The organism is Saccharothrix sp. CCNWYY140 (assembly GCF_037401995.1).
GTDB lineage: Bacteria > Actinomycetota > Actinomycetes > Mycobacteriales > Pseudonocardiaceae > Actinosynnema.
Genome location: NZ_JBBEGC010000090.1, coordinates 1 through 22,669, shown reverse-complemented (window position 1 = coordinate 22,669; position 22,669 = coordinate 1). Strand labels below are relative to the sequence as shown.

The window sequence follows — 22,669 nt, the reverse complement described above, 5'->3', positions numbered from 1 at the left end:
CGCGGGTGTTCGTATTCCCCGGTGTCGGGACAAGATCGTCGAAAGGGTGGTGGACCAAGGTGACCGACGGCCGCGAGGAACTCGTCCCCCTGCGCACGGACTTCGACTCGGCGTGGCGCGGGTTCGACCGCCGCCAGGTGCGGCACTACGTGGCGGCGGTGGAGGCGGACCTCCGGCTGCTCGCGGTGGACCGCGACGCGGCCGTGGCGCGCGCCGACGACCTCGCGCGCGAACTCGAACGCGCCCGCGCGGAGATCCGGGAGTTGAAGGAGCGCTTCGACCGGGTGTGCCGCACGCCCGTCGAGCCCGACGCGCTGTCGGAGCGGCTGCGCCGGATGCTCGAACTCGCACACGCCGAGGCCGACGAGGTGACCTCGCGGGCGCGGGCGGCGGCGGACCAGAGCTGGGAGACCACCCGCCGCGCCACCGAACGCCTGCGGGAACGGCACGAGCGCCTCGTCGCCGACCTCGACGCCCGCCGCCACGAGATGGAGACCGAGCACCGCGACCTGCTGCGCCGCACCCGCGCGGAGGTGGACGCGATGACCCGGGAGGCCGAGCAGCGCCGCCGCGACCTCGACGCGCAGGCCGCAAGGCTGCGTGCCCAGGTGGAGGCCGATTTCGAGGTGGCGATGTCCGCCCGACGTGCCGAAGCCCTGCGCGAGGTGGCCGACCAGCGCGCCGCCGCGCGTGCTCACGCCGAAAAACTGGTTCGCGAGGCCGAGGAACACGCCCACCGGATCGTCACCGCGGCCCGCGCCGAAGCCGACCGCCTGGCCGCGCGGCGCGCCGACATCGCCACCTCGTTGCAGGAGGCGGAACGCCTGCTGGCCGACCTGGACCCCTTGCTGGAACCGGCACCGGAGGAAGCCGACCTGCTCGCCCACTTGGCCGCATAAATCTGTCGGCCGGATTCGGGGAGAACTCCTCCCAGCGCCCCACGTAGGGGGTGCGGGCGACGTGCCCGCGGGAAGGAGCCGAAGCCATGTGGAGAGCACTGAGGCGGCTGGGACTGCTGGTCGCGGTGGTGGCCGGGGCGTTGCTGGGCACGGCCGCGCCCGGTTGGGCGTTGCCGGTGTTCGTCAACGACGAGACGTGGGCGTACTTGAGCAACCCGCAGAGCGGGATGGCGGTGGACGTGGAGGCCGCGTCCACCACCGACCAGGCACGGGTCCAGACGTGGCCGTTCCACGGTGACCTCAACCAGTACTGGCAGGTCAAGAAGGTGGCGGGCACCCCGTACGTGGTGGTGGTGGCCGCGCACAGCCGCCGCTGCCTGGACGTGCGGTGGGGCAATTGGAGCAACGGCACCCCGGTGTGGCAGTGGGGTTGCCACGGCGGCGACGCGCAGCTGTGGCAGCCCGAGCAGGTCGCGTCCGACGGTGCCGGCGGCGTGACGTTCCGGCTGCGCAACAAGGGCAGCGGCCGGTGCCTGGAGATCCCCGGCGGCATGGCGGCGCACGGCGCCAAGCTGGGCATCTGGGACTGCCACGGCGGTCGCAACCAGGAGTGGCGGTACGGCAGCTACCTGAGCAACCCGGCTCGCGGGCACGTCGCCGACATCCCCGGGTGGCACCCGTACCCCGGGATGGGCGCGCAGGTGTGGACGTTCCACGGCGGCACGAACCAGCAGTTCACCGCCGCGTACACGAGTGGTCACGGTGCGAGTGCGCGGAAGCTGCGGGTGGCGCACTCGGGCTTGTGCCTGGGGTTGCAGAACGCCGACATCGGCCGCAACGGGGCCCTGGTCGTGCAGCAGGTCTGCGAGAGGGACCCGTGGGAGGACGCCAACCAGGTGTGGTTCGAGGAGCGGGTCGCGAGCGACAAGTGGGGCTGGCCGATCCACCGGTACCGCAATGCCGCCAGCGGCAAGTGCCTGGACATGTGGGTCCACGACGCCGCGGTGGGGGCGCGGGTGCTCCAGTGGGACTGCCACAACGGCTGGAACCAACAGTGGCGGGCACGGTGAGGTGATGGAGTCCGGGTGCGCCTAGCGCGCACCCGGTTCCCTCAGCCGGACAGCGGTTCCTGGAACACCATGACCGGAACGTCCCGGACCACGCGGACGGCACCGGCGTCGTCGGCATTCCCAACGGTCTCGACCGTTTCGACCGCATGCTCCTGAACCGGCACGTCGAACGCGTCCAGCACGTCCTCCTCCACCGGCTCCTCGACGGCCGCGCTCACCGGCGCCACCACGAGGTGCTGCTGGGCCTGGTTGATCCACAGCAGCCACATCACCTCGTCCCGGTGCCCCCGGAACTCGGCCTTGAGGGCGGACAGCGCGCCCCGCACCCGCGCCACCAACACCTGGTCCTCGGCCACGGCTCCCCAGACGGCACGCGCGCCGGCATCCCGCGCCTTCACCATCAGCCGCACCTGCTCCGCCAACTGGTCGGTCGCGAGCTCCGACCAGGCCGCGGCAATTTTCCGAGCTCGGTTCACAATGCACATCCTCACCCAGCGGGGCCATCCCCGGTGGGAAGACACGGAGTAATCCATCTCTCGTTTCGAGAGATCCCGAGTGGACCACCCGACTACCCCTGACCAATCAAGACACCCCACGCCGAGATCCACAATGGACCCCGCTCCCTCCCGCCGAAGCGCGTGGATTGTCGTACCCGGCGAGGAGAATGAGCCCCAGGGGGCGCTCCGGCCACAATGTCATACCCCCGTGGGACAATGGAACCGGGGGCCGGAGGCCAAGCCGAACTCCACCTCACACCCAGCGCGCCAGCCAATCCGCACCTTGCCACGCCCAACCAAGCCGCACCCAACCGAGCCGCACCCAACCGAGCCGCGCCCAGCCTGCCTTGCCGCGCCGAGCCCCTGCCGCGCCCGGCCCGCCTTGCCGCCCCAGCCCGGCCACGCCCAGCCCGGCTTCGCCCACGCTGGCCCCGCCGCGCCCAGCCCCGCCCGGCCTTGCCGAGTTCTGCCACGCCCAGCCAGCTCCCGGCGGACCCGCGCGCCGGCATCCGCCCGCCCGCCTCAGCCCGTCCCCAGCAGCCCGCCCCGCAGCAGCCCCAAGCCCGAGCCGGCCCAAACCAAGCCAGCAGCCGATCCCGACCCCGAACCCAGCCCCCGCGCCAGCCCGCCGTCAGGGCAACCGCAGCAAAGCCCGGAACGTCGTCCCCGCAGCCCCCGTGTGCACCCGCACCAAGTCGGCCAGGTCGTTCACCATCAGCAACCCCCGCCCCGACAGCTGCCCACGCCCAGGCGGACGCCGTCCGGCCAGCGGGTCGGTGAGCGAGCCACCATCACGCACCTCGCACACCAGGTGCCCCTCGGCCCGCCACACCCCCACCCGACAAGGCCCGCCGGTGTGCCGCAAGCTGTTGGTCGCCAACTCGGTCACGATCAGCTCCAGGTCCGCGACCCGGTCCAGACCACCGGCGTGCGCCACGGCGAAGCGCCGCGCCGCCGCCAGGTCCGCGGTCCCGGCCACCTCGAACACGGCGTGCGACGGCGGGGCGGGCAGCGGCTCGTTGTAGCGGGACAGCAGGCCGGGCACGTCGTAGTCGTCGCTCGTGCGCTCGTCCGTGCCCTCCCACACCACCGGGTGCGTGACATAGGCGTCCGCGACCGCCCGCGGGGACAGGGTGGACAGGTCGTACGGGCACAGGATCGTCACGTCCCGGCCGTCGAAGGCCAGGTTGATCAGCGCTTCGTGCTGCGCGCACGCCGGGTACTCGTCAACGCTGCGACCGGCCCAGATCGGCTCGCCGACGATCCGCACGTGCCGGTCCGGGTGGCGGTCGGCGAAGCGGCGCAGGATGCGGGCGATGATGCGGCCCGGGTTGCGGCCCTCGACGGCCATGTCCAGCAGGGTCACGTGCCGGGCCAGGGCGCCCAGGCCTGCGCGCAGGACGTCAAGCCTGCGGCCCGGCACGGCCATCGCCACCGGCTGGCCCGCGTCCAGGCCCTGCGCCGCGAACGGCACGAGGGCGGCGAGGTACTCCTGGTCGGTCCGGTAGAACAGCGCGGGGTGGATGAAGGGGTTCACGGGATCTGCTCCACCCGGACGTCGGGCATGTCGAGGAGGTCGCCCAGGCGCGCGGCGCCGACGGCACGCGTGCGCAGCACCAGGGACCTTTCGCGGCGTCTGGCCGAGTCGGCCAGCAGCAGCAGGCCGCGGTGGTCGATGAAGGCCAGGTCGGGCGCGTGCACGACCAGGTCGCCCTCGACGTCGATCCGCTCCAGCAGGGACCCGAGCAGGTCGTGGCTCGCCGCGTCCACCTCGCCGGCCAGCTCGACGACCTCGCCGCCGGGCGCGGCGTGCAGCCGGAACGGCGTCGGGTGGTTGGCGCACGGGTGCACGCCGGCCAACTGGGTCACGGCGTGCTCGTCCAGCACGGTGGTGTCGTAGCCGCACATCGCCGAGAACGGCCGCCGCGCCATGTACCGGTCGACCAGGTGCTCGTAGCGCAGGAACGCGGTCAGCTTCGCCGGCGTGCTGACCAGCGGCGTTGCCTCGGCGGCGACCCGCAGGCCGGTGAACCCGTCGGCCAGGGCCTGCTCCGTGGCGGCGGCGTACGCCCGGACGTGCTCCTCGGGTTCACCCGAATAGGTGTCGCTTAACGGGGTGACCTGAGCGGCGCCGGTGGACAGGGCGGTCTCGATGCCCGTGATCCCGGCCAGGTCGTCCGGGGAGGCCCCGAGGGCCGCGTAGCGGACCCGTTTGCCCAGCTCAAGCCCTTCGGCGAGGTACTCGCGCACGCGTGCCAGGAAGTCGGGGGTGTCCTCGTAGGACCAGCAGAGGTGATCGTGTCGACCCAAGTCGCGCGCGTCCCGCACGCTCCCCGACCTGCGCATGTGCCAAACCCCACCATGAGAATCCCGGATCGCCGGGCCGCGCGGGCTGGCTGCTGAACCCGGGGCTTCCTGCCGGAACCAGCCGGCACCGAGCACTGTACACACCCCGCCGGTGCCCCCGCGAGATCGCACGGGGGCACCGGGTCGGGACTGGGAACGACGTCGGAACCTGGAAAACTCAGAACACGGACACGCCGTACTTGGCCAGCGCCTCGGTGACGGGCTGGTAGAACGTCGTGCCGCCGCGCCGGCAGTCGCCGCTGCCGCCCGAGGTCAGGCCCAGCGCGGTGCCCCGGTCGTACAGCGGGCCGCCGCTGTCGCCCGGCTCGGCGCACACCGTCGTCTGGATCATGCCGCGGACCGTGCCGCCGCCCGAGTAGTGCACGGTCACGTTGAGCGCGGTGACCGTGCCGCTGTGGGTGCCGGTCGTGCTGCCCCGCCGGGTGACGGACTGGCCCACGACGGGGTCGGCCGCCGAGGTGATGTCCGTGCCGCCGACGGTGACGGAGATGGTGACGGAGGTGTTGGTGTAGCGGACGATGCCGTAGTCGTTGCCGGGGAAGCTCGACCCGGTGCGGTCGCCCAGCTTGGTGTTGTGCCCGGAGTCGGCGAACCACGCGGTCGCCGCGTCGGTGCAGTGGCCGGCGGTCAGGAAGTAGTACGTGCTGCCGCTGCGCACGTTGAAGCCCAGCGAGCAGCGGTACCCGCCGCCGTAGATCGCGTCGCCGCCGGAGATGAGCGGGGCGAACGTGCCGGTGGCGCGGTCCACGCGGACCGCCCCGCCGGTGCGGTCGGCGGCCGAGCGCAGCCCGGCGAGCCGGTCGGCGGACACCGAGGAGTCGGCGGTGACGACGACCTGGTTGGTGGCCGGGTCGAGCGCCCACGCCGTGCCGGGGGTGCCGGCGTCGAGCGCGGTGCGGAGGTCCTCCAGTTGGCGGGTGCTGCGGGTGACCAGGCGGGCCTGGCCGCCCGCCGCGCGCACGGCCGCCGCGGCGGCCCGGTCGGTGACGTTGACGACCTGGCGCCCGGCGTCGAGGTGCACGCCGGCCGTGCGGTCGGCGCCCAGGGACGCGGCGACCGCCGTCGGGTCCGCCGGTGCGGCGGTGGCGGTGGAGGGGATCAGCGCGGCGGTGGTGACAGCCGCGGCGGCGATGACGAGGGCATGGCGAACCGTTCTCATAGCTCCGCCCTTTCGCAGGGGCGAGGGGCGCGGGTAGGCGCACCCCTCGGACGGGTGTTTGAGACTCGTCCCACCCAACGGGACGGTGCAGGCCCGCACAAGGCTGCGAAGGACTGACGTTTGCTGCCCCGCGGAGGCCCGCAACCCTTTCGGGTTCGCGAATGGTGGCAGGGTTTACCCCCCGTTCGGCCGAGGTAACTCTCTGCCGAACGGGTGCGAGCAGCGTGTCCCCACGACGAAAGACCCCAGAGGAGCAGTCATGCGACGCCTTCCGGGCCCAGCCCTTTTCGCCGCCGTCCTCCTGGCCACCGCGGTCACCGCCGCACCCGCCGGCGCGGAACCGACCACCGGGTACATCGTCCTGCTCGACGAGAACGCGCCGGTGACCTCCGTCGCCGCCGAGCTCGGCGTCCCGCCCGAACACGTGTACGAGTCCAGCGTGCGCGGCTACTCCGCCAAGATGACCGCGTCGGACGCCGCCCGGATCGCGGGCGACCCGCGGGTGAAGCTCGTGCAGCCCGACGGCGTGGTCACCACGATGGCGCAGACCCTGCCCACCGGCATCGACCGGATCGACGCCGAGCTCAGCCCCACCGCCAAGATCGACGGCAAGGACGAGCGGGTGGACGTGGACGTCGCCGTCATCGACACCGGCATCGACCTGGACCACCCCGACCTCAACGTGCACACCGCCGGCGCGAAGAACTGCTCCACCGGCCAGAGCGCGGACGACGGCAACGGCCACGGCACGCACGTCGCCGGCACCATCGGCGCGCTGGACAACGACGCCGGTGTCGTCGGCGTCGCGCCCGGCGCGCGGGTGTGGCCGGTCCGGGTGCTGAGCAACAGCGGCAGCGGCACGTGGGCCGACGTCATCTGCGGCATCGACTTCGTGACCGCGCACGCCAAGGACATCGAGGTCGCCAACATGAGCCTGGGCGGCGCCGGCACCGACAGCAAGTGCGGCACCAACACCGACGCCATGCACGAGGCCATCTGCCGGTCGGTGCAGGCGGGCGTGACCTACGTCGTCGCCGCGGGCAACAGCGCCGTCGCCACCACCAACTTCGTGCCCGCCACCTACGAAGAGGTCGTCACGGTGAGCGCGCTGGCCGACTTCAACGGCAAGCCCGACGGTGGTGCGACGTCGACGTGCCGCAAGGACGTGGACGACACGTTCGCCGACTTCTCCAACTACGGCGAGGACGTCGACATCATCGCGCCGGGCGTGTGCATCCTGTCCGCCTGGCACAAGGGCGAGCGGTACAACACCATCTCCGGCACGTCGATGGCCAGCCCGCACGTGGCCGGCGCGGCGGCGCTGCACAAGGCCAAGAACCCCACCGCCAAGCCCGCGGACGTGAAGGCCGCGCTGGTGGCGGCCGGCACCGACAAGTGGACCACCTCCACCGACCCGGACAAGAAGCCCGAGCCGCTGCTGAACGTGGCCAAGTACTGATCCACTGTGGACGACCGGCGGCTCACGTGCCACGATCCGGACATGGCCGACCGGGAGCGGATCGCGGAGTCCTACAGCGACACGAACGTCCTGTTCCACCTGCTGCGCCACGTGGGCTGGGGCGACCTGGTCAACGTCGGCTACTACACCGTCCCCACCCTGCACCACGGCCTCGCCGGGCTCGGCTGGTTCCAGCGGGAGCTAGTGCGCCGGTCGCTGGACCTGCTCGACGTCCGACCGGGTGAACGCGTGCTGGACGCGTGCTGCGGGCGCGGCCTGTCCACCGCGGTGCTGGGCCGGCGGGGGTGCACGGCGGTGGGCGTGGACTTGCAGCCCGAGCAGATCGCGGAGGCAAGGCGGCGGTTCGGCGACCGGCCGGGCGCGGAGTTCGCGGTGGCGGACGTGACGGCGCTGCCGGCGGAACTGGGCGAGTTCGACCGGGTGCACTGCCTGGAGGCGGCCTTCCACTTCGGCCCGGACGGTCGGGCGGCGTTCCTGGCCGAGGCGTTCCGGGTGCTGCGGCCGGGCGGGCGGCTGGTGCTGGTCGACTTCACCTGGCGCTCCCCCGACCCGTCCACCATCGCCTCGGTCGACCGGCACGGACTGGTGCGCTCCGCCTGGTGCTTCGACGAGGTCGAGCCCCTGGACCGCTACCCCGCGCGAGCCACCGAGGCCGGCTTCACCGTGACCGCCGTGCACGACTGGACCCGTCCGGTGCTGGAGCTGCCGATGAGCCTGGCCGGTGTGGTCCGGGCGTCCGTCCGGTCCCGGCTCGGGCGACGGGCGCTGTGCCTGCGGTGGCCGGGGCTGCGGGAGCTGTCCGCCGCCGACTGGCAGGCCGTCGAGGAGAGCCTCGAAGCCCACCTAGCCTGGGCTCGTGCCTGCAACTACACCGCGTTCGTGCTCGACAAGCCTTAACTTCGCCCCTTCCGGGTAACCCGTGGCCAACTCCCGACCACGAGGAGGAGCCATGACCGTCCCCCACCCGGAGCCCCCGTCGCCCCGGCCGACCCCCGGCGAGCCCGACCCGGTCCCGCCCACCCCCATCCCCGACCCGGTCCCACCTTCGCCGGAGCCGAACCCGCGGCCCCTGGAGCCCCCGGACTGAGCCATCCGAGTAGTTCTACCGACGTCGGTCGGTGGTGGCCCCGGCTAGCGTGCACGCATGGGGACACGACTGGCCGGTGTGGCGGTGCACCTGCCCGAGCGGCAGGTGAGCACGGACGAGGTCGAGCGGCGGGTGGGGCCGTACGCCCCTCCGCCGGGGCTGATCCGGCGGTTGACCGGGATCGACTCCCGGCACGTCATGCGGGACGACGAGCAGGCGTCGGACCTCGCGGTGGCGGCGGCGCGGAAGCTGCTGGCCGAGGCCGGGGTCGAGCCCGGGGACGTGGACCTGCTGCTGTTCGCGTCCGCCAGCCAGGACATGGTCGAGCCCGCCACCGCGCACATCGTGGCGGCGAAGCTGGACCTGCGCTGCCCGGTGATGGACGTCAAGAACGCCTGCAACAGCGTGCTCAACGCCATCGAGGTCGCCGACGCCCTGATCGCCACCGGCCGGTACCGCACGGTGCTGATCGCCAGTGGCGAGGCGCCGTCGCGGGCGGTGCGGTGGGAGGTCGGCGGGTTGCGGGAGTTCCTGCGCGCCTTCCCCGGGTACACGATGTCCGACGCGGGCGCGGCCGTGCTGCTCACCGAGGGCGAGGCCGGGGTCCTGGGCTGCGGGTTCACCGCCGACTCGACGCGGTGGGACGTGGGCACGCTGCCCGGCGGCGGCTCGCAGCACCCCCGCGACCCCGAGCGCACCTACTTCGACCTCGACGGCGCCCGGCTGAAGGACGCGTTCCTCGGACTGGGCAGCGGCATCCTGGACGACACGCTCGACCGGCTCGGCCTGACCTGGGACGACTTCGCCGTGGTCGCCGTGCACCAGGTGTCCCTGCCCTACCTGGACGTGTTCGCCGAGGGGGCGGGCGTGCCGAAGGACAAGCTCGTGGTCACGCTGCCCGAGCACGGCAACCCGGCGTCCGCGAGCCTGCCGCTGCAACTGGTCACCGCCCAGCGCCTGGGCCGCTGCGGACCCGGTGACCTGGTGGCGCTGGTCGGCTTGGCGGGCGGGGTCAGCCTCGGCCTGGTGGTGGTCCGGCTGTGAGCCTGTGGGTGGTCGTGCCCGCGTACAACGAGGAGCGCGGGATCACGGCGACGCTGGAAGCCCTGGCGGCGCAGCAGGACCCCGATTTCACCCTCGTGGTGGTGGACAACGGTTCCACGGACTCCACTGTGGACGTTGTCCAGCGGTTCGCCAAGGAGAACACCCACCTGAGACTGGAGATCGTCCACGAACCCGAGAAGGGCACCGGCGCCGCCGCCGACACCGGTATGCGGTACGCCATCGACCAAGGTGCGACCCGGCTGGCCCGCACCGACGCCGACTGCCTGCCCGCGCCCGACTGGACCGCCCGCGTGAAGGCCGCGTTCACCGACGGGTTGCGCCTGGTGGCCGGACAACTGCTGCCCCGCAAAGACGAAGGCCTGCCGACGGCCACGCGGTGGGCGCTCGTCGCCGCCGTCGAGGTCGCCTCGCTGTTCGGCAAGATCCGCCCCGGCAACCGCGACCCGCGCTACCGCGGCCCGTACGTGATGACCGCCGGCTGCAACATGGCGATCACCGCCGAGCTCTACGCGCTGGCGGGCGGGTTCCCCCGGTCCAAGATCGAGGACCTGCACGAGGACCGCGCGCTGGTCAACGCCGTACGCCTGCACACCAAGGCCTACGGGCTGCGGCGGGACGTCGTGGTCCGGGGCTCCTCGCGGCGCGCCCAGGCGTGGGGGCTGCGCAAGACCCTCGCGTGGTACGCCGACCACCGCTACCGCCCGGACGTCGTGGACATCCGGTGAACTGGGAACTCCGCCTCCAGCTCGCCGCGCACCCGCTGGCCTACCCTCTGGTGCGCGGCATCGGCCGGATCGCACCGGTCGTGCGCGTGCCCCGGGTCGGCGTGGTGGTGAGCGACGCCGGGATCGCCAAGCGCGTCCTCAACGACCCGACGCACTTCACCAAGACGGGCCCCGGTTCGCCCGCCGACCTCTGGACCCCCGTCGTCGGCCCGACCGTGCTGCTGAACATGGAGGGCCACGCCCACGCCGAACTGCGCCGCAAACTGTCCGGCCTGTTCACGCCCCGCAGCGTCGCCGACCTGTGCGCCCGCGTCACCGACGAGCCGGTGAAACGCCTCCGGGAGGACCTCGCCACCGGGCCGGTCGACCTGGTCCCGGTCGTGCGCCGCCTGGTCGGCGCGGTGATCTGCGAACTGGTCGGACTCGCCCCGCGCGAGGCGGTCGCGGCACACGCGGCCGGCACGGCCATCACGTCGATGATCCGACTGGGCCGCCCCTCCCTGACCCCGGCGCAGGTCCGACACGGCAGGAACGCACTCGGCATCCTCACCCGCCCCGCCTCCCGCGCCTACGCCGAGGGCGACCCGGCCACCGTGCCCGGCCGGATGCGCGAACTCGGGCTCACCGAGGAGGAGGCGCTGGGCGCGGTGGCCGCGTTCGTCCTCACCGGCACCGAAACCCTCGTCTCGTACGTCCCGCGCCTGATTGCCCTGCTGCACGACACCGGCTGGCTGGACCGCTTGGCCCGGGACACCTCGAAGGCCGACGACGTGATCGCGGAAGCCTTGCGGGTCACCGTGCCGTCCCCGGTCATGCTGCGCAGTGTCGCCGCCGACACCGAGGTGGGCGGGGTGCGGGTGCGGGCAGGTGACCGGGTGGTCATCGCGACCATCTCGGCCGCCCGCGCACTGGGCGACTTCGACCCAGACCGGCCACACCCACCGGACATCCGGCAACTCTGGTTCGGCGCAGGACCCCACTTCTGCCTGGGGATGCCATTGGCACACGCCGAGATCCGAGCCGTCCTGGACGCCATCCTGGACTCCGCACCTCTCTCCATTGTGGACCGCAAAGCGGCCCGCAAGGTCCTGCTCCCCTGCTACGAGAAGCTGGTGGTCCGGCGTGGCTGACCTGCTCATCGAGGTGTTGCGGGCAGCCCGCGAGCACGCCTCCCGACCCGCGTTGACCGACTCCCGCGGCCGGACGCTGACCTACGCCGAGCTCTCCACCAGAGTCCTGAGCACCGCACAACGCCTGCAAGACCGGGGTTTCACGCCCGGCACGCGGATGCTGTTCTCCATCCGCCCCGGCCCGGACGCCATCGTGCTCGCCCTCGGAACGGTCGCCGCCGGCGGCACGGTCGTGTTCGTCGACCCCGGCGGCGGCCCGGACCTGTTCGCCCGCCGCACCGACCTCGCCGGCCCAGGCTGGGCAGCAGCCGAGTCGGTCCTGTACGCGGCCAGCGCCCCAGGCCCCCTGCGCGCACTGGCCCGCCGACGCGGTGTGCTGCTCCCCGACTACTCCGCGCTACCAGTGCGGCACATCAGATCCGGCCCGTGGCTACCCGGCGTACCACGCGGAGCGGTGTCCACCCGCAGCCTCGCAAAACCGACAACAACCACCTTCCCCGAACCAGACCCCGACCAGGACGCGGTGATCGTCTTCACCTCCGGCACCACGTCCGACCCCAAGGCCGTGGTCCACACCCGAGGTTCACTCGCCGCAGCCCTGGACGCCCTGGCCACCCGGTGCGCACTAGCCCCGGACACCCGCGTGCACACCGACCAGATGATGCTGGGCCTACCGGCCTTGGTCGCCGGCGCGCACTGGTCCATGCCACCCCACGGCTTCGCCCCCGCCGCCAACCCGTCCGCACTCGCCGCCGGACTCGACGGGGCCACACACACGTTCCTGGTCCCAGCCGACCTGGCCGTCATCCTCGACAGCGGAGTGGAACTCCCCCGATCGCTGCGCCAGGTCCTGCTCGGCTCCGCCCCCGTGCTCCCACCGCTGCTCAAGCGGGCACGCAAGGCACTGCCGGACGTGGAGTTGCTGGCCGTCTACGGGATGACCGAGATCCTGCCGGTCGCCATCGCCACCGCCGAGGAGAAGATCGCCCACACCGGCGACCTGCTGGGCCGCCCCCTGCCCGGTGTAAAGGCACGCATCGCCGAGGACGGCGAGCTACTGGTGTCCGGCCCGAACCTGTGCCGGGGCTACCTGGGCCACCCACCACTGACCGAACACGCCACCGGCGACCTCGCACACTTGGACGGCGACCGAATCGTCCTGACCGGCCGCAAAAAGGACATGATCCTGCGCGGCAAGACCAACGTGTACCCAGGCCTGTACGAGCCCACGATCTCCGCCCTGCCCGGGGTAGCGGCGGCAGTCATGATCGGCGTGCCGAACGAAATCGGCGACGAACGAATCGTCCTGGCCCTGGTCCCCGCCCCCAACACCGGCCCCGACCTGGCCGACCGCGTCCGATCAGCGCTCCCAGGCCTCATCGACGCCTCCGCACTACCCGACGAGATCACCGTCCTGCCGGCCCTGCCGGTCACAGGCCGAAACCGCAAGATCGACCGTTCCGCACTACGCACAATGCTGACGTCGTGATGCACCTGGCAATCACCGGGGCAACCGGTTTCGTAGGCAGTGCCGTACGCCAAGCAGCCGAGACCCTGGGCTGGCAGGTACACGCCTACGGATCCCGAGACTGGGACATCACCACCGGCCCCCTACCCGACCCACCACAGGTAGACGCGGTGGTGCACTCAGCCGCCGCAGTAACAGACTGGGGTTCGCCCGAGAACATCCGACGCGTCAACGTCAACGGCACCCGAAACGTCCTGGCGTCCTTCCCCGGCGCACGTTTCGTGCACATGTCGTCCGCCAGCGTCTACGACCCGTTCACCCCGAACGTGAACGCCACCGAGTCCGAAGCCCCCGTCGCCCGCTACCTGACCCCATACGGCGCAACAAAAGCCGAGGCAGAACGCCTGCTACTGGGCCGCCCCGACACCGTGGTCCTCAGACCGCACGCGGTATACGGCCCAGGTGACCCAACCCTGCTGCCGCGCGTGCTGAGCGCCATCCGAGGACGCACGTTGTTCCTGGTAGGCGACGGTCAGGCCAAGCAATCCCTGACCTCGATCGACAACCTGACCCAGGCGACGCTGCTGGCGTGCACAGGCAAACCAGGCGTCTACAACGTGGCCGACGCCGCCCCGGTCGTCCTGGAGGACGCACTGCGCGCCCTACTCACCGAACGCGGCCTGAACGTCCGCATCCGCCACCTACCACTACGCCTGGCATGGCCGCTGGCAACGGCAGCCGAGACCGCATACCGCCTAGCCCGCTCCACAACCCCACCCCGCCTGACCAGGTACGCAATCAGCCACCTGGCCCACGAACGCACGCTGGACACCACCGCCGCCCGCACCCACCTGAACTACCGCCCCGCACACACCTCTTTCCAGGGAGCCCACACCTGGTAACCCGCACACCTAACCACGCGCAGCGGCCACAAACGCCCGCATCAACCCGTGGTCCTTAACACCCCGACTCGACTCAACACCACTGGACACATCCACACCCCAAGGCCGAGCCTGCGCAATCGCCTCCGCCACGTTGTCCGGATCCAACCCACCCGCCAACAGCCACTTCCCCGAAGGACGAGCGCCATCCAGCGCCGACAGATCCCACCGGTGCCCAGAGCCCGCATCAGGCGAGTCCAGCAACAACATGTCCTCGCCGAAAGCCCCCACACGCACGTCCGTCTCGGGAACCAAACTCACCGCACGGATCAACGGCACCCCCAGCGCAGCTACCTCACGAAACGCCGACTCGGGGTAGCTCCCGTGCAACTGCACCGCCCCCACACCACTCTCCCGAGCCAACCGCACAACCTCCCCCGCCGGCACGCCAAGCACAACACCAACGGACAACACCCCCGGCGGCACCTCACGCACCAACTCCCGCGCGACCTCCGGAGAAACCTGCCGGGGACTCGTGGTGAGCACGACACCGATCGCGTCAGCACCCGCCTCGACAGCAGTGGCCACATCCGCCGGAGTGCGCAGACCGCACAGCTTCACATACACGCCCGGAGACGGTAGCCGCCGTACCACCGCTTCGCCCGGCAGGGGTGCCACACAACAGAAAGGTCTCTCGCCGAAGCCGGCAAGTGGCAGCCCGCCGGGGAGTCAGACCTTTGGCACAACCCCTAGTCGTCGGGTCCCAGGGTCAGCAGTTCGGACACCGTCACGAACCGGTACCCCCGCTCCCGCAACCCGTCGATGATCGGCTCCACCGCCGCCCGCGTCCGATCCCGCCCCGGGTACATCCCGTGCAGCAGCACGATCGACCCCGGCCGTGTCTCGTCCAACGTGGCCCGGACGATCTCCTCGGCGCTCCGCTTCGACGCCGCCTCGCTGGAGTCCGGCTCGACGTCCCACATGATCGTCTTGCGGCCGTGCTCGTTCAGGTACTGCGGCAGGGCCACCAGCTTCTTGCCGTTCGGCGGGCGGAAGGTGATCTCACCCGGGTAACCCGTCTCCCGGATGCGATCGTCCGTGCGCTCGACCTCCTCCGCCACGAAGTCCGGGGTCACGAAGACCATCCGTTCGTGGTGGTAGGAGTGGTTGCCGAGTTCGTGGCCCGCTTCCGCGATCGCACGGCCCAGGGCCGGGTGTTCGGAGAGCTCGCGGCCGGTCACGTAGAACGTGGCTCGGACGTCCTTGCGCTTCAAGGAGTCCAACAACGCTTGGGTGCCGGCCGGGTGGGGACCGTCATCAAACGTCAGGGCCACGACCTTCTCCGTGGTCCGGACGCGGTCGGTGAGACCCCCGAAGAGCTGGTAGCCACGGGCACTGGCCAAGGACATCACGCCCACACCGCCCAGTGGCACCAGCACCACCACAGCCAGGGCCACGACGATCAACGGGCGGGAACGCAGAAACCGCATCCGCACATCCTGACGCATCCCGCCCGCGCGACGATCACACCCTCTACAACAAGGCCTCCGCCAGGGCCCGCCACTGCGGCATCGCCGTCCCGCCAGCCTCCACGCCGATCACCTGCACACCCACGTGGTCAGCCCCCGCCTCCAGCTGCATGTGCAACCGCTTCACCACGGTGTCCAGGTCCCCCCAAAACACCATGTCATCCACGAACCGGTCACTACCGCCACCACCAAGGTCCTCCTCGGTGTAACCCAGCCGCCGAAACTTGGCCAGGTTGAACGGCGTGGCCAGATACGGCACCAGGTGCTCCCGGGCCACAACCCGCGCCCGCTCCGGATCGGTCTCCAACAACACCGCGTGCTCAACCCCGAGAAACGCCTCAGGCCCAAGAATCTCCCGCGCCAGCGCAGTGTGCGCCACATTCACCTTGTACGTGTGCGCGCCAGCCGCCCGATCCCGCGCCAGTTCCAGCATCTTCGGCCCATAAGCAGCCAGCACCCGACGCACACCTTCCACCTCATCGAGCACGTCGAGGTACCCGGCCATCGCCGCCACCGGTTTGACGTCCTCCCGGGGCTTCCCGCCGAACCCGAGCCCCAGGACGTGCCGCCCCGGATAGGCGTCCGCGAGCAGGACGCTCGCACCCCGAGCCGCCACCGCGTCCCGGGACCAGATCTGCGCGATCCCGTTGACCACGGCCATCCGCCGCGTCGCCGCCAACAGGTACCCGGCCAGCGAGAACGCCTCCCGCCCACCCACCTCCGGCACCCACACCGCCGGCCAGCCCAGCTCCTCCAACTCCTGCACCGTGTCGCGCACCCACGCGGCGGGCCGGTCCTCGAAGTCGAAGGTCCACACCCCGAACGTGCCGAGCCCCAGTCCGTTGCCCATCGGGCACCCCCATCGTCGTTCCGCGGATCCAGACACATCGAAGTATCGCGGAACCTCGATATGAGCGCGAGCCGACCCCCCCACAACCAGCAGTGGGCTGTCAGAGGGTCTTGCCCAACACCGCCAGCAATTCGGCGATGCGCTGCTCATCGCGCTTGTAGTGGGTCCACTTGCCCACCCGAGTAGCCCGCACGAGCCCGGCGCGCTGGAGTTCGGCCAGGTAGGCCGACACCGTGGACTGGGCCAGCCCGACCTTGGCCTGGATGTGGCTCACGCACACGCCGACCCGGTGCGGGTCGATCTCGGCGCCGGCCAGGTCGAAGTTGCGCTCGGGATCGCGCAGCCAGGTCAGCAACTGGAGGCGCAGCGGGTTGGACAGCGCCCGCAGCGCTTGCACCACGTCCGCCGGAACCTCGTCTGCCACCGTCCCAGGTTACCGGGGAGCGGCGGCGCGCAGGCGGTCGTCCAGGGCGTCGAAATCCGGCACGAACCACACGTGGTCGGACCGGTTGGACTCCGCTACCAACGCCCGCAACGCCGAACTGGACGCCAAGTGCTCCGCGATGTCCCCGACGATGGCCAGACACAGCCGGTAGTTGACGAACTTCTGCATCACATCGCCCGCGAACCGGGTGCCCAGAGCGAAGAAGCGCTCATCCAGCCGCCGCACAGGCACAGCCGCGACCTGCGCGCCGAGGAACACCGCACCGATCAACTCCAGGGCATCGTCCACGGTCGCGATCGGCGGCCCGTCCGGGTCGCACTCCAACACCTGCACCCCAACCCGCTCACGCACCACGTCAGCCACGGTTGCCCTCCCCAGCGAACAGGCCGTTGTCCGCGTCGAGCACAGCGGCGAGCAGGTGCAGCACCTCGGCGGTGGCGGCGGGTCCGCCGAACACCACGATCTTCATCCGGTTCCTCTCCTCGTCGAACAGGGTCTGCACGCGCAACGGGTGCGCGGGATCGGGCGCGCCGCCCACGCTCGCCAGCACCAACGTGCCCAGCCGATCGGCCCCGGCCCGGTCCACGCCGTCGACTTCGACCACCGTCGACACCTCCACCGCCCGGCGCGGCGGGTCGGGCCGGCCGAGCAGGGCGGCGAGGTCGGCGCGGGCGATCCGGTACTGCTTGCCGATCCGCACGGCCTTGAGCCGACCGCTGCGGATGTAGCCGCGGACGGTCCGGACGTGCAGGCCGAGCCGGTCCGCGACCTGCTCGACGGAGTACATATCGTCACTCATCGTTCCCCAACCTAGTACAGATAGGGAAGCATAAGACACAGCCGAGCAAAAACCGTTTCCGAGTCCGGCCCGTGTCGATCTAGGGTCGGCCGCATGTGTTGCGCCTTCGCCGCTTTCACCCGGCTCCGCCGCGCCTAGCGGCGGCCTTGTCCGGTATCGACGAGTTCCGCCGCTCCAGCGTGTCCACGCCGGGCGGCTCCCCTTGCTGCCCGGTTCACCACGAAGCCGCGGAGCAGCAGTGCGCACGCAGTACCAGGGCCGGCACGAACTCGGCCAGAACTTCCTCACCGACCGGACCGTCGTCGCCGCCGTCGTCGGGGCGGTCGCCGCGACGCCTCCCCTGCCGATCGTGGAGATCGGCGCGGGCGACGGCGCCCTCACCCTGCCGTTGCAGGCCCTCGGACGCCCCGTGACCGGGATCGAGGTGGACCGCCGGCTGGCCACGTGGCTGGCCGCCCGCGTCGGCCCGACGACCACGGTGGTCGCCGGGGACTTCCTGACCCACCGCCTGCCCCGCACGCCGCACGTGCTGGTGGGCAACCTCCCGTTCCACCAGACCACCGCGATGCTGCGCCGGGTCCTGCGCGCCGGGCACTGGACCTCGGCCGTCCTGCTCGTGCAGTGGGAGGTCGCCCGGCGGCGGGCGGGTGTTGGTGGAGCGACCCTCATGACCGCGCAGTGGTGGCCGTGGTTCGACTTCGCCCTGCTGCGCCGGGTGCCGGCCGCCGCGTTCACCCCCAGGCCCGGCGTGGACGGCGGCCTGCTCACCATCACCCGCCGCCCCGACCCCTTGGTCCCGACCGATCACCGCGCCGCCTACCAGGACTTCGTGCGCCGCGCGTTCACCGGCCGGGGCCGGGGCGCCCGCCAGATCCTCACCGCCGCCGCACCCCCTCGCACCCGCCCGGCCGTCACCCGCTGGACCCGCCGCCACCTGACCGACACCGCACTGCCCCGCGACCTGACCGCACGGCAGTGGGCCGACCTCTTCGCCCTGGCACACCTGGAGACCCCGTGATCCACCGCCCCATCACCGAAACCGACGTGGACCGCGTCCTGCCGCTGCTGGCGGCCGGCGGGGTGGGCGCCTGGAGCGACGCCGAGGCGTTCCAGAACCGCCTGGCCACCGGCGAGTACCGCCCGGAGTGGACGTGGATCGCCGAGAAGGACGGCGAGGTGCACGCGGTCGGCGTCTGGTGGGGTCCGCCGGACCAGTCCAAGCCCGCCGTCCTGGACACCCTCCACGCCCGCACCGACGACCCCGCCACCCTGGCCGCCGACCTCCTGACCGCCGCCCACCGGTCCTACGGCGCCGCGCTGGAGTACCACGTCATGCTGCCCGCGGACTGGCACTCGCAGCCGGACGCGGTCGCCGCCCTGGAGTGGCGGCGCGAGGCCGCGGCCCGAGCCGGCCTGACCGAGCCCGTGGAACGACTCCGCTACGAGTGGACCCGCGCCGCGGGCGTCCCAACCCCGTCGTCCCGCCTGCGCTTCCGCCCGGACCCGGACGACGAGGTCTTCGTGGACCTCTTCCGCCGCGCCTTGGCGCAAACCCTGGACGCCGCGACCTCCCAGGAGGCGGCGGCGGTGGGCGCGGAGGAGGCGGCCCGGTCGGACGTGGCGTTCTACCGCGACTCCATGCTGGGCGACCGGGCGTGGTGGCGGGTGGCGGAGACGTCGTCGGGCGAGCCGGTGGGTTTCGGCCTGCCGTCCCGGAACACGGGATTCCACGTCGTCGGCTACCTCGGTGTGCTCCCCGAGCAGCGCGGCCACGGGCACGTGGACGACATCCTGGCCGAGATCACCCGGTTCCTGGCCGAGGAGGCGGGGGCGGACGTCATCCGCGCCGACACGGACCTGACCAACCAACCGATGGCAAAGTCCTTCGACCGCCTGGGCTACACCAACTTCGCCCGCCGCCTGGTCCTGTCCCCACCCCGATGACCCACTACCCCCGCGAGCCTCGCAGCTCGCGAGGGCCGCGGCCGGCGTCTCGGCGGAGGACTCGGCGCAGGGTGGTCGGGTCCGCGTAGCCCACCCGGCGGGCGATGTCGGACACCGGGAGGTCGGTGGTCGTCAGCAGGTCCAGCGCCGTCTCCACGCGCAGGCGTTGGAGGAAGCGCACCGGGGAGTGGCCGGTCGCCCGTTCCACCCGTCGGGCGAAGGTCCGCGTGGACAGGCCGACCGCCGCCGCCAGGTCGGCCACCGACACGTCCTCCGCCAGGCGTGCCCGCGCCCAGCGCTCGGCCGCAGCCACGTCCGGGTCGGCGGCGGTCAGGAAACCCAGCGCCATGTAACCCGACTGGCTGGCCCGCACGTCGGCCAGCAGGTACCGGGCGCAGCGGTCGGCCAGGTCCGCACCGCCGTGGCGCGCGACCAGGGTCAGCATCAGGTCCAGGTGGGCCATCGCGGCGCCGGCCGTGGTGATCGGGCCGTCGCGGACCACCAGCGCCTCGGCGTCCACCTCCACGGCCGGGTGCAGGCGACGGAACAGCGGGGCCAGCCACCAGGATGTCGTGGCGCGGCGGCCGTCGAGGAGGCCCAGTGCGGCGGGCAGGAAAGCTCCCGAGCACGAGGTCGCCACCTCAGACCCTCGGGCCACGGCGTCAGTCAGCACTCGGCCGGCCACCACGGCATCTGGTCGCCTGAGGAAGTCCCGCACCTCCGGTCCGCTGGTCAGCCCCAACCCGGGCACGACGACGAGGTCCGCCTTGTCCTCGGTCAGCGTGAAAGTCCCTGCTCGCAAGCGGTTCGCGGTGTCGAGCACGTCGAACGTGATGGCCACGCTCGACCGCATTGCACCTTCCAGCGCCAGCACCCGCACGGACGTCATGGCGAGAAATCCCCGATCGTTGTCGAATCCGCCACTCCCGCCGCCCAGTGTCCCTCACCGAGGATCACCGCCGTGGACACCCTCGACGACTTCGACGCCCTGGACGACTTCGACCACCGCCCGACCACCCTCGACGGCACGACCAAGACCGTGCACGTCGCCGGCACCGGACCGGCCGTGATCGTCATGGCCGAGATGCCCGGCATCAGCCCCCACGTGGCGCGCTTCGCCCGCTGGGTGCGCGACGCCGGGTTCACCGCCTACCTGCCGTCGCTGTTCGGCCGGGACGGCGCGGTGCCCGACGCCGACGAAGGACTCGCGGTGGCGCGGCGGGCGTGTGTGAGCAAGGAGTTCCGGGCGTTCGCGAACCAGGGTTCCAGCCCGGTCACCCGGTGGCTGATGGCCTTGGCCCGACAGGCGCACGGCGAGTGCGGCGGTCCGGGGGTCGGCGCCATCGGCATGTGCTTCACCGGCAACTTCGCCCTGACCATGATGCTCGAACCCGCCGTGCTGGCCCCGGTCCTGGCCCAGCCCTCCCTGCCGTTGGACGACCCGACAGGCCTGGAAATCGCACCGGACGAACTGAGGGCGGTGCGCGACCGGCTGGACCGCGAGGACCTGACCGTCCTGGCCTACCGCTTCCAGGGCGACCGGATCTGCACGGCCCAGCGCTTCGCCGCTTACACCGAGGCCTTGGGCAACCGCTTCACGGCCCGCGAACTACCCGACGACGTCAACCCGAACGTGCCCCCATTCTTCGCCAAGCACGTGAACTACCCGCACAGCGTCGTCACGGTCCACCTGGTCGACGAGGCCGGCCACCCGACCCTGGCCGCGCGCGACGAGATCCTGGACTTCTTCCGCCTGCGCCTGACGTGAGCACCTTGTCCGCTCAGATCCCGCCGTCACAGCCCGGTTCGGACACCCCGCCCTTGATCCACGGCAGGTTGACCTTGCGGAACGCGATCGAGCGGTGGGAGGTGGAACTGCTGGAGGTGTTCTCGTTGACCTCGATCAGCGCACCCACGTGGTAGTCGGCGGTCTTGACGATGCTGGAGTAGCCGCCTTCCTTGTAGGTCGCACTCTCCCCCGGCAACGGCGCGTCGGAGAAGGGCCGGCTGTAGCTCCACGTCCGACCTTCGTCCTCGCTCATCCGGATACGCATCTTCGTCCGCGTCTCGGTGCTCGCCGAGTTGACGAACGCGATACGCGCGGGCGCGTCGGAGTTGTAGCGCATGGTCGAGGCTTCGTTCTTGGGGTCAAGCAGACACCCGGCCGCCGCGAACGCACTGAACCCGCTCTCGATCGTGCCGCGAGACACCAACCGACGCTTGTTCGCCTCCCATGCGGACGTGGTCGGCCGGTCGTTGCGGTAGAGCGAGCCATCGGCCAGTTCGAGCACGGTCGATTCGCCGGTCTGCTCCATCGGTGCGCCGGAAGTCGTCCGGAGGACTTGGACCCGCCAGGTCGCCCCGTGGTCGTCGCTGTAGATGTTGCGGTGCTGGGCGGGGATGACGAGACGCCCGGGGTTGCGCACGGTGGTCTGGATGCCGACACCGGGACCAACCGCGTCCCAGTTCCAACTGTTGCCGTTAGCGAGGGTGCGCGGCTTGAGGGTGGAGGAGAGGTTGGAGGGAGTGGCCCAGGTGAGCCCGTCGTCGGTGCTGGACGTGAGCCAGACCTGCCGGTCGTCCCACGAGTTCACGGGATCCGCGCCGTCGGGCTGGTGGTTGAGGAACAACCAGACCTTGTTGTTGGACCGATCCACAACCGCCGTCGGATTCCCCCACACCCCTTGGCCGCTGCCGATGACCTCCCGGAGGCTGGACCAGGTGGCCCCGTTGTCGGTGGAGCGCTTGTAGAGGAGGTTGATGTTGCCGTAGTCCCCGTTGTGCGCGGCCCGACCTTCGACGAACGCCAGCAGGGTGTTGTTGTTGGTGCGGACCAGGGACGGGATGCGGAACGAGTGGTAGGTGATCCCGTTGAAGGACTCGTTTCCGCCGTTGAACAGGATCCGCTCCGAGTGCGACTCGGCTGCTGCGGTGGCGGGTAGAGCGGTAGCAAGGATGGTGGCGCAGAGCAAGGCGGCGATCTTGAGCACACGCATGCGGGCCTCCACAGGTTGACAACCACCCAACCGTACCGACGCCCGGTGAACTTCCGACAAACACAGCTTCGCGCTACCGATACCCAGCCCCAGCCAGCCGCCCACCGCCTGCCTCCACGCCTCCACCCCGCCCGGCCACGCGCCGCCGCCCGCCCGCCGCCGGCCGCAAGCCTGCTGCACCACCCATCAGACCGGCCGCGCCCGCTTTTCGCCCGAAGGGCGGTTCCGCCGAAGGCGCAAGCCAAGCGGCAGCGACCACGGGAAGGGCCTCGGTTTCT

At 71.5% G+C, this 22,669-nt stretch carries 25 protein-coding genes; 13 read left to right on the top strand and 12 right to left on the bottom strand.

The features are described 5' to 3' along the window. Positions 1 to 59: 59 nt before the first annotated feature. Both WBN91_RS29210 and WBN91_RS29205 read left to right on the top strand, forming a co-directional pair. A complete protein-coding gene (locus WBN91_RS29210) occupies positions 60 to 899 on the top strand; it encodes a hypothetical protein (RefSeq protein ID WP_337727681.1) in 840 nt (279 codons plus the stop codon). 86 nt (positions 900 to 985) lie between these two features. Further along, the gene (locus WBN91_RS29205; protein WP_337727680.1) at positions 986 to 1,969 is read left to right on the top strand and encodes an RICIN domain-containing protein; all 984 of its coding nucleotides are present in this window, start codon (positions 986 to 988) and stop codon (positions 1,967 to 1,969) included. A 41-nt stretch (positions 1,970 to 2,010) separates the two neighbouring features. Here WBN91_RS29205 and WBN91_RS29200 read toward each other — a convergent pair whose 3' ends face one another. The 4 genes from WBN91_RS29200 to WBN91_RS29185 form a co-directional block, all read right to left on the bottom strand. Continuing rightward, the gene (locus tag WBN91_RS29200; RefSeq protein ID WP_337727679.1) at positions 2,011 to 2,445 is read right to left on the bottom strand and encodes a hypothetical protein; all 435 of its coding nucleotides are present in this window, start codon (positions 2,443 to 2,445) and stop codon (positions 2,011 to 2,013) included. Between the two features lie 652 nt (positions 2,446 to 3,097). Further along, positions 3,098 to 4,003 carry an anti-sigma factor RsbA family regulatory protein gene (locus WBN91_RS29195; protein WP_337727678.1) on the bottom strand — a complete coding sequence of 302 codons (906 nt, stop codon included), beginning with the start codon at positions 4,001 to 4,003 and terminating at the stop codon, positions 3,098 to 3,100. Continuing rightward, entirely contained in the window at positions 4,000 to 4,812 is an 813-nt protein-coding gene (locus tag WBN91_RS29190; protein WP_337727677.1) for an MEDS domain-containing protein, read from the bottom strand. Before WBN91_RS29190 ends, WBN91_RS29195 begins: the two co-directional genes overlap by 4 nt. A 178-nt stretch (positions 4,813 to 4,990) precedes the next feature. Then, positions 4,991 to 5,992, bottom strand: coding sequence for a S1 family peptidase (locus WBN91_RS29185; RefSeq protein ID WP_337727676.1), 1,002 nt, complete (start codon positions 5,990 to 5,992; stop codon positions 4,991 to 4,993). 259 nt (positions 5,993 to 6,251) lie between these two features. Between WBN91_RS29185 and WBN91_RS29180 the strand changes: the two genes are divergently transcribed. Genes WBN91_RS29180 through WBN91_RS29145 form a run of 8 tightly spaced genes read left to right on the top strand, consistent with a single transcriptional unit; the run spans position 6,252 to position 13,849 of the window. Beyond that, positions 6,252 to 7,451, top strand: a complete 1,200-nt coding sequence (locus tag WBN91_RS29180; protein WP_337727675.1) for a S8 family peptidase — start codon at positions 6,252 to 6,254, stop codon at positions 7,449 to 7,451. A 42-nt stretch (positions 7,452 to 7,493) separates the two neighbouring features. After that, positions 7,494 to 8,369, top strand: a complete 876-nt coding sequence (locus WBN91_RS29175; RefSeq protein WP_337727674.1) for a class I SAM-dependent methyltransferase — start codon at positions 7,494 to 7,496, stop codon at positions 8,367 to 8,369. 52 nt (positions 8,370 to 8,421) lie between these two features. Then, a complete protein-coding gene (locus WBN91_RS29170) occupies positions 8,422 to 8,559 on the top strand; it encodes a hypothetical protein (protein ID WP_337729415.1) in 138 nt (45 codons plus the stop codon). A gap of 57 nt (positions 8,560 to 8,616) precedes the next feature. Continuing rightward, positions 8,617 to 9,603 (top strand): 3-oxoacyl-ACP synthase III family protein, encoded by a 987-nt coding sequence (locus WBN91_RS29165; RefSeq protein ID WP_337727673.1) that lies wholly within the window; start codon positions 8,617 to 8,619, stop codon positions 9,601 to 9,603. After that, a complete protein-coding gene (locus tag WBN91_RS29160) occupies positions 9,600 to 10,349 on the top strand; it encodes a glycosyltransferase (protein WP_337727672.1) in 750 nt (249 codons plus the stop codon). The genes WBN91_RS29165 and WBN91_RS29160 overlap by 4 nt, the downstream gene beginning before the upstream one ends. Next, entirely contained in the window at positions 10,346 to 11,479 is a 1,134-nt protein-coding gene (locus WBN91_RS29155) for a cytochrome P450 (RefSeq protein WP_337727671.1), read from the top strand. Before WBN91_RS29160 ends, WBN91_RS29155 begins: the two co-directional genes overlap by 4 nt. After that, entirely contained in the window at positions 11,472 to 12,968 is a 1,497-nt protein-coding gene (locus WBN91_RS29150) for a class I adenylate-forming enzyme family protein (protein WP_337727670.1), read from the top strand. The genes WBN91_RS29155 and WBN91_RS29150 overlap by 8 nt, the downstream gene beginning before the upstream one ends. Continuing rightward, positions 12,968 to 13,849: an NAD-dependent epimerase/dehydratase family protein gene (locus WBN91_RS29145; RefSeq protein ID WP_337727686.1), complete on the top strand. Its 882-nt coding sequence runs from the start codon at positions 12,968 to 12,970 to the stop codon at positions 13,847 to 13,849. The genes WBN91_RS29150 and WBN91_RS29145 overlap by 1 nt, the downstream gene beginning before the upstream one ends. A 9-nt stretch (positions 13,850 to 13,858) precedes the next feature. On the opposite strand, the gene WBN91_RS29140 is transcribed toward WBN91_RS29145, so the two are convergent. The 6 genes from WBN91_RS29140 to WBN91_RS29115 all read right to left on the bottom strand — a co-directional run bounded on the left by WBN91_RS29140 (position 13,859) and on the right by WBN91_RS29115 (position 17,451). Then, on the bottom strand, positions 13,859 to 14,455 hold the full coding sequence (locus tag WBN91_RS29140) for a phosphoribosylanthranilate isomerase (RefSeq protein WP_337727669.1): 597 nt from the start codon (positions 14,453 to 14,455) through the stop codon (positions 13,859 to 13,861). A gap of 122 nt (positions 14,456 to 14,577) precedes the next feature. Then, positions 14,578 to 15,318, bottom strand: coding sequence for a polysaccharide deacetylase family protein (locus WBN91_RS29135; protein WP_337727668.1), 741 nt, complete (start codon positions 15,316 to 15,318; stop codon positions 14,578 to 14,580). Positions 15,319 to 15,361: 43 nt separating this feature from the next. After that, positions 15,362 to 16,207: a TIGR03620 family F420-dependent LLM class oxidoreductase gene (locus WBN91_RS29130; protein WP_337727666.1), complete on the bottom strand. Its 846-nt coding sequence runs from the start codon at positions 16,205 to 16,207 to the stop codon at positions 15,362 to 15,364. Positions 16,208 to 16,307: 100 nt separating this feature from the next. Next, positions 16,308 to 16,631 carry an ArsR/SmtB family transcription factor gene (locus WBN91_RS29125; protein WP_337727665.1) on the bottom strand — a complete coding sequence of 108 codons (324 nt, stop codon included), beginning with the start codon at positions 16,629 to 16,631 and terminating at the stop codon, positions 16,308 to 16,310. A gap of 9 nt (positions 16,632 to 16,640) precedes the next feature. Continuing rightward, a complete protein-coding gene (locus WBN91_RS29120) occupies positions 16,641 to 17,015 on the bottom strand; it encodes a DUF4180 domain-containing protein (RefSeq protein ID WP_337727664.1) in 375 nt (124 codons plus the stop codon). Further along, complete coding sequence (locus tag WBN91_RS29115) at positions 17,008 to 17,451, bottom strand: helix-turn-helix domain-containing protein (RefSeq protein ID WP_337727663.1); 444 nt, start codon at positions 17,449 to 17,451, stop codon at positions 17,008 to 17,010. Before WBN91_RS29115 ends, WBN91_RS29120 begins: the two co-directional genes overlap by 8 nt. A gap of 238 nt (positions 17,452 to 17,689) precedes the next feature. Between WBN91_RS29115 and erm the strand changes: the two genes are divergently transcribed. Both erm and WBN91_RS29105 read left to right on the top strand, forming a co-directional pair. Beyond that, on the top strand, positions 17,690 to 18,469 hold the full coding sequence (gene erm, locus WBN91_RS29110) for a 23S ribosomal RNA methyltransferase Erm (RefSeq protein WP_337727662.1): 780 nt from the start codon (positions 17,690 to 17,692) through the stop codon (positions 18,467 to 18,469). Beyond that, positions 18,466 to 19,395: a GNAT family N-acetyltransferase gene (locus tag WBN91_RS29105; protein ID WP_337727661.1), complete on the top strand. Its 930-nt coding sequence runs from the start codon at positions 18,466 to 18,468 to the stop codon at positions 19,393 to 19,395. The genes erm and WBN91_RS29105 overlap by 4 nt, the downstream gene beginning before the upstream one ends. 4 nt (positions 19,396 to 19,399) lie before the next feature. Here the strand turns inward: WBN91_RS29105 and WBN91_RS29100 are convergent, their stop codons facing one another. Further along, complete coding sequence (locus WBN91_RS29100; protein ID WP_337727660.1) at positions 19,400 to 20,284, bottom strand: GlxA family transcriptional regulator; 885 nt, start codon at positions 20,282 to 20,284, stop codon at positions 19,400 to 19,402. A gap of 72 nt (positions 20,285 to 20,356) precedes the next feature. Between WBN91_RS29100 and WBN91_RS29095 the strand changes: the two genes are divergently transcribed. Further along, entirely contained in the window at positions 20,357 to 21,163 is an 807-nt protein-coding gene (locus WBN91_RS29095; protein WP_337727659.1) for a dienelactone hydrolase family protein, read from the top strand. Positions 21,164 to 21,176: 13 nt separating this feature from the next. Here the strand turns inward: WBN91_RS29095 and WBN91_RS29090 are convergent, their stop codons facing one another. Beyond that, on the bottom strand, positions 21,177 to 22,391 hold the full coding sequence (locus tag WBN91_RS29090; protein ID WP_337727658.1) for a sialidase family protein: 1,215 nt from the start codon (positions 22,389 to 22,391) through the stop codon (positions 21,177 to 21,179). Positions 22,392 to 22,669: the final 278 nt, after the last annotated feature.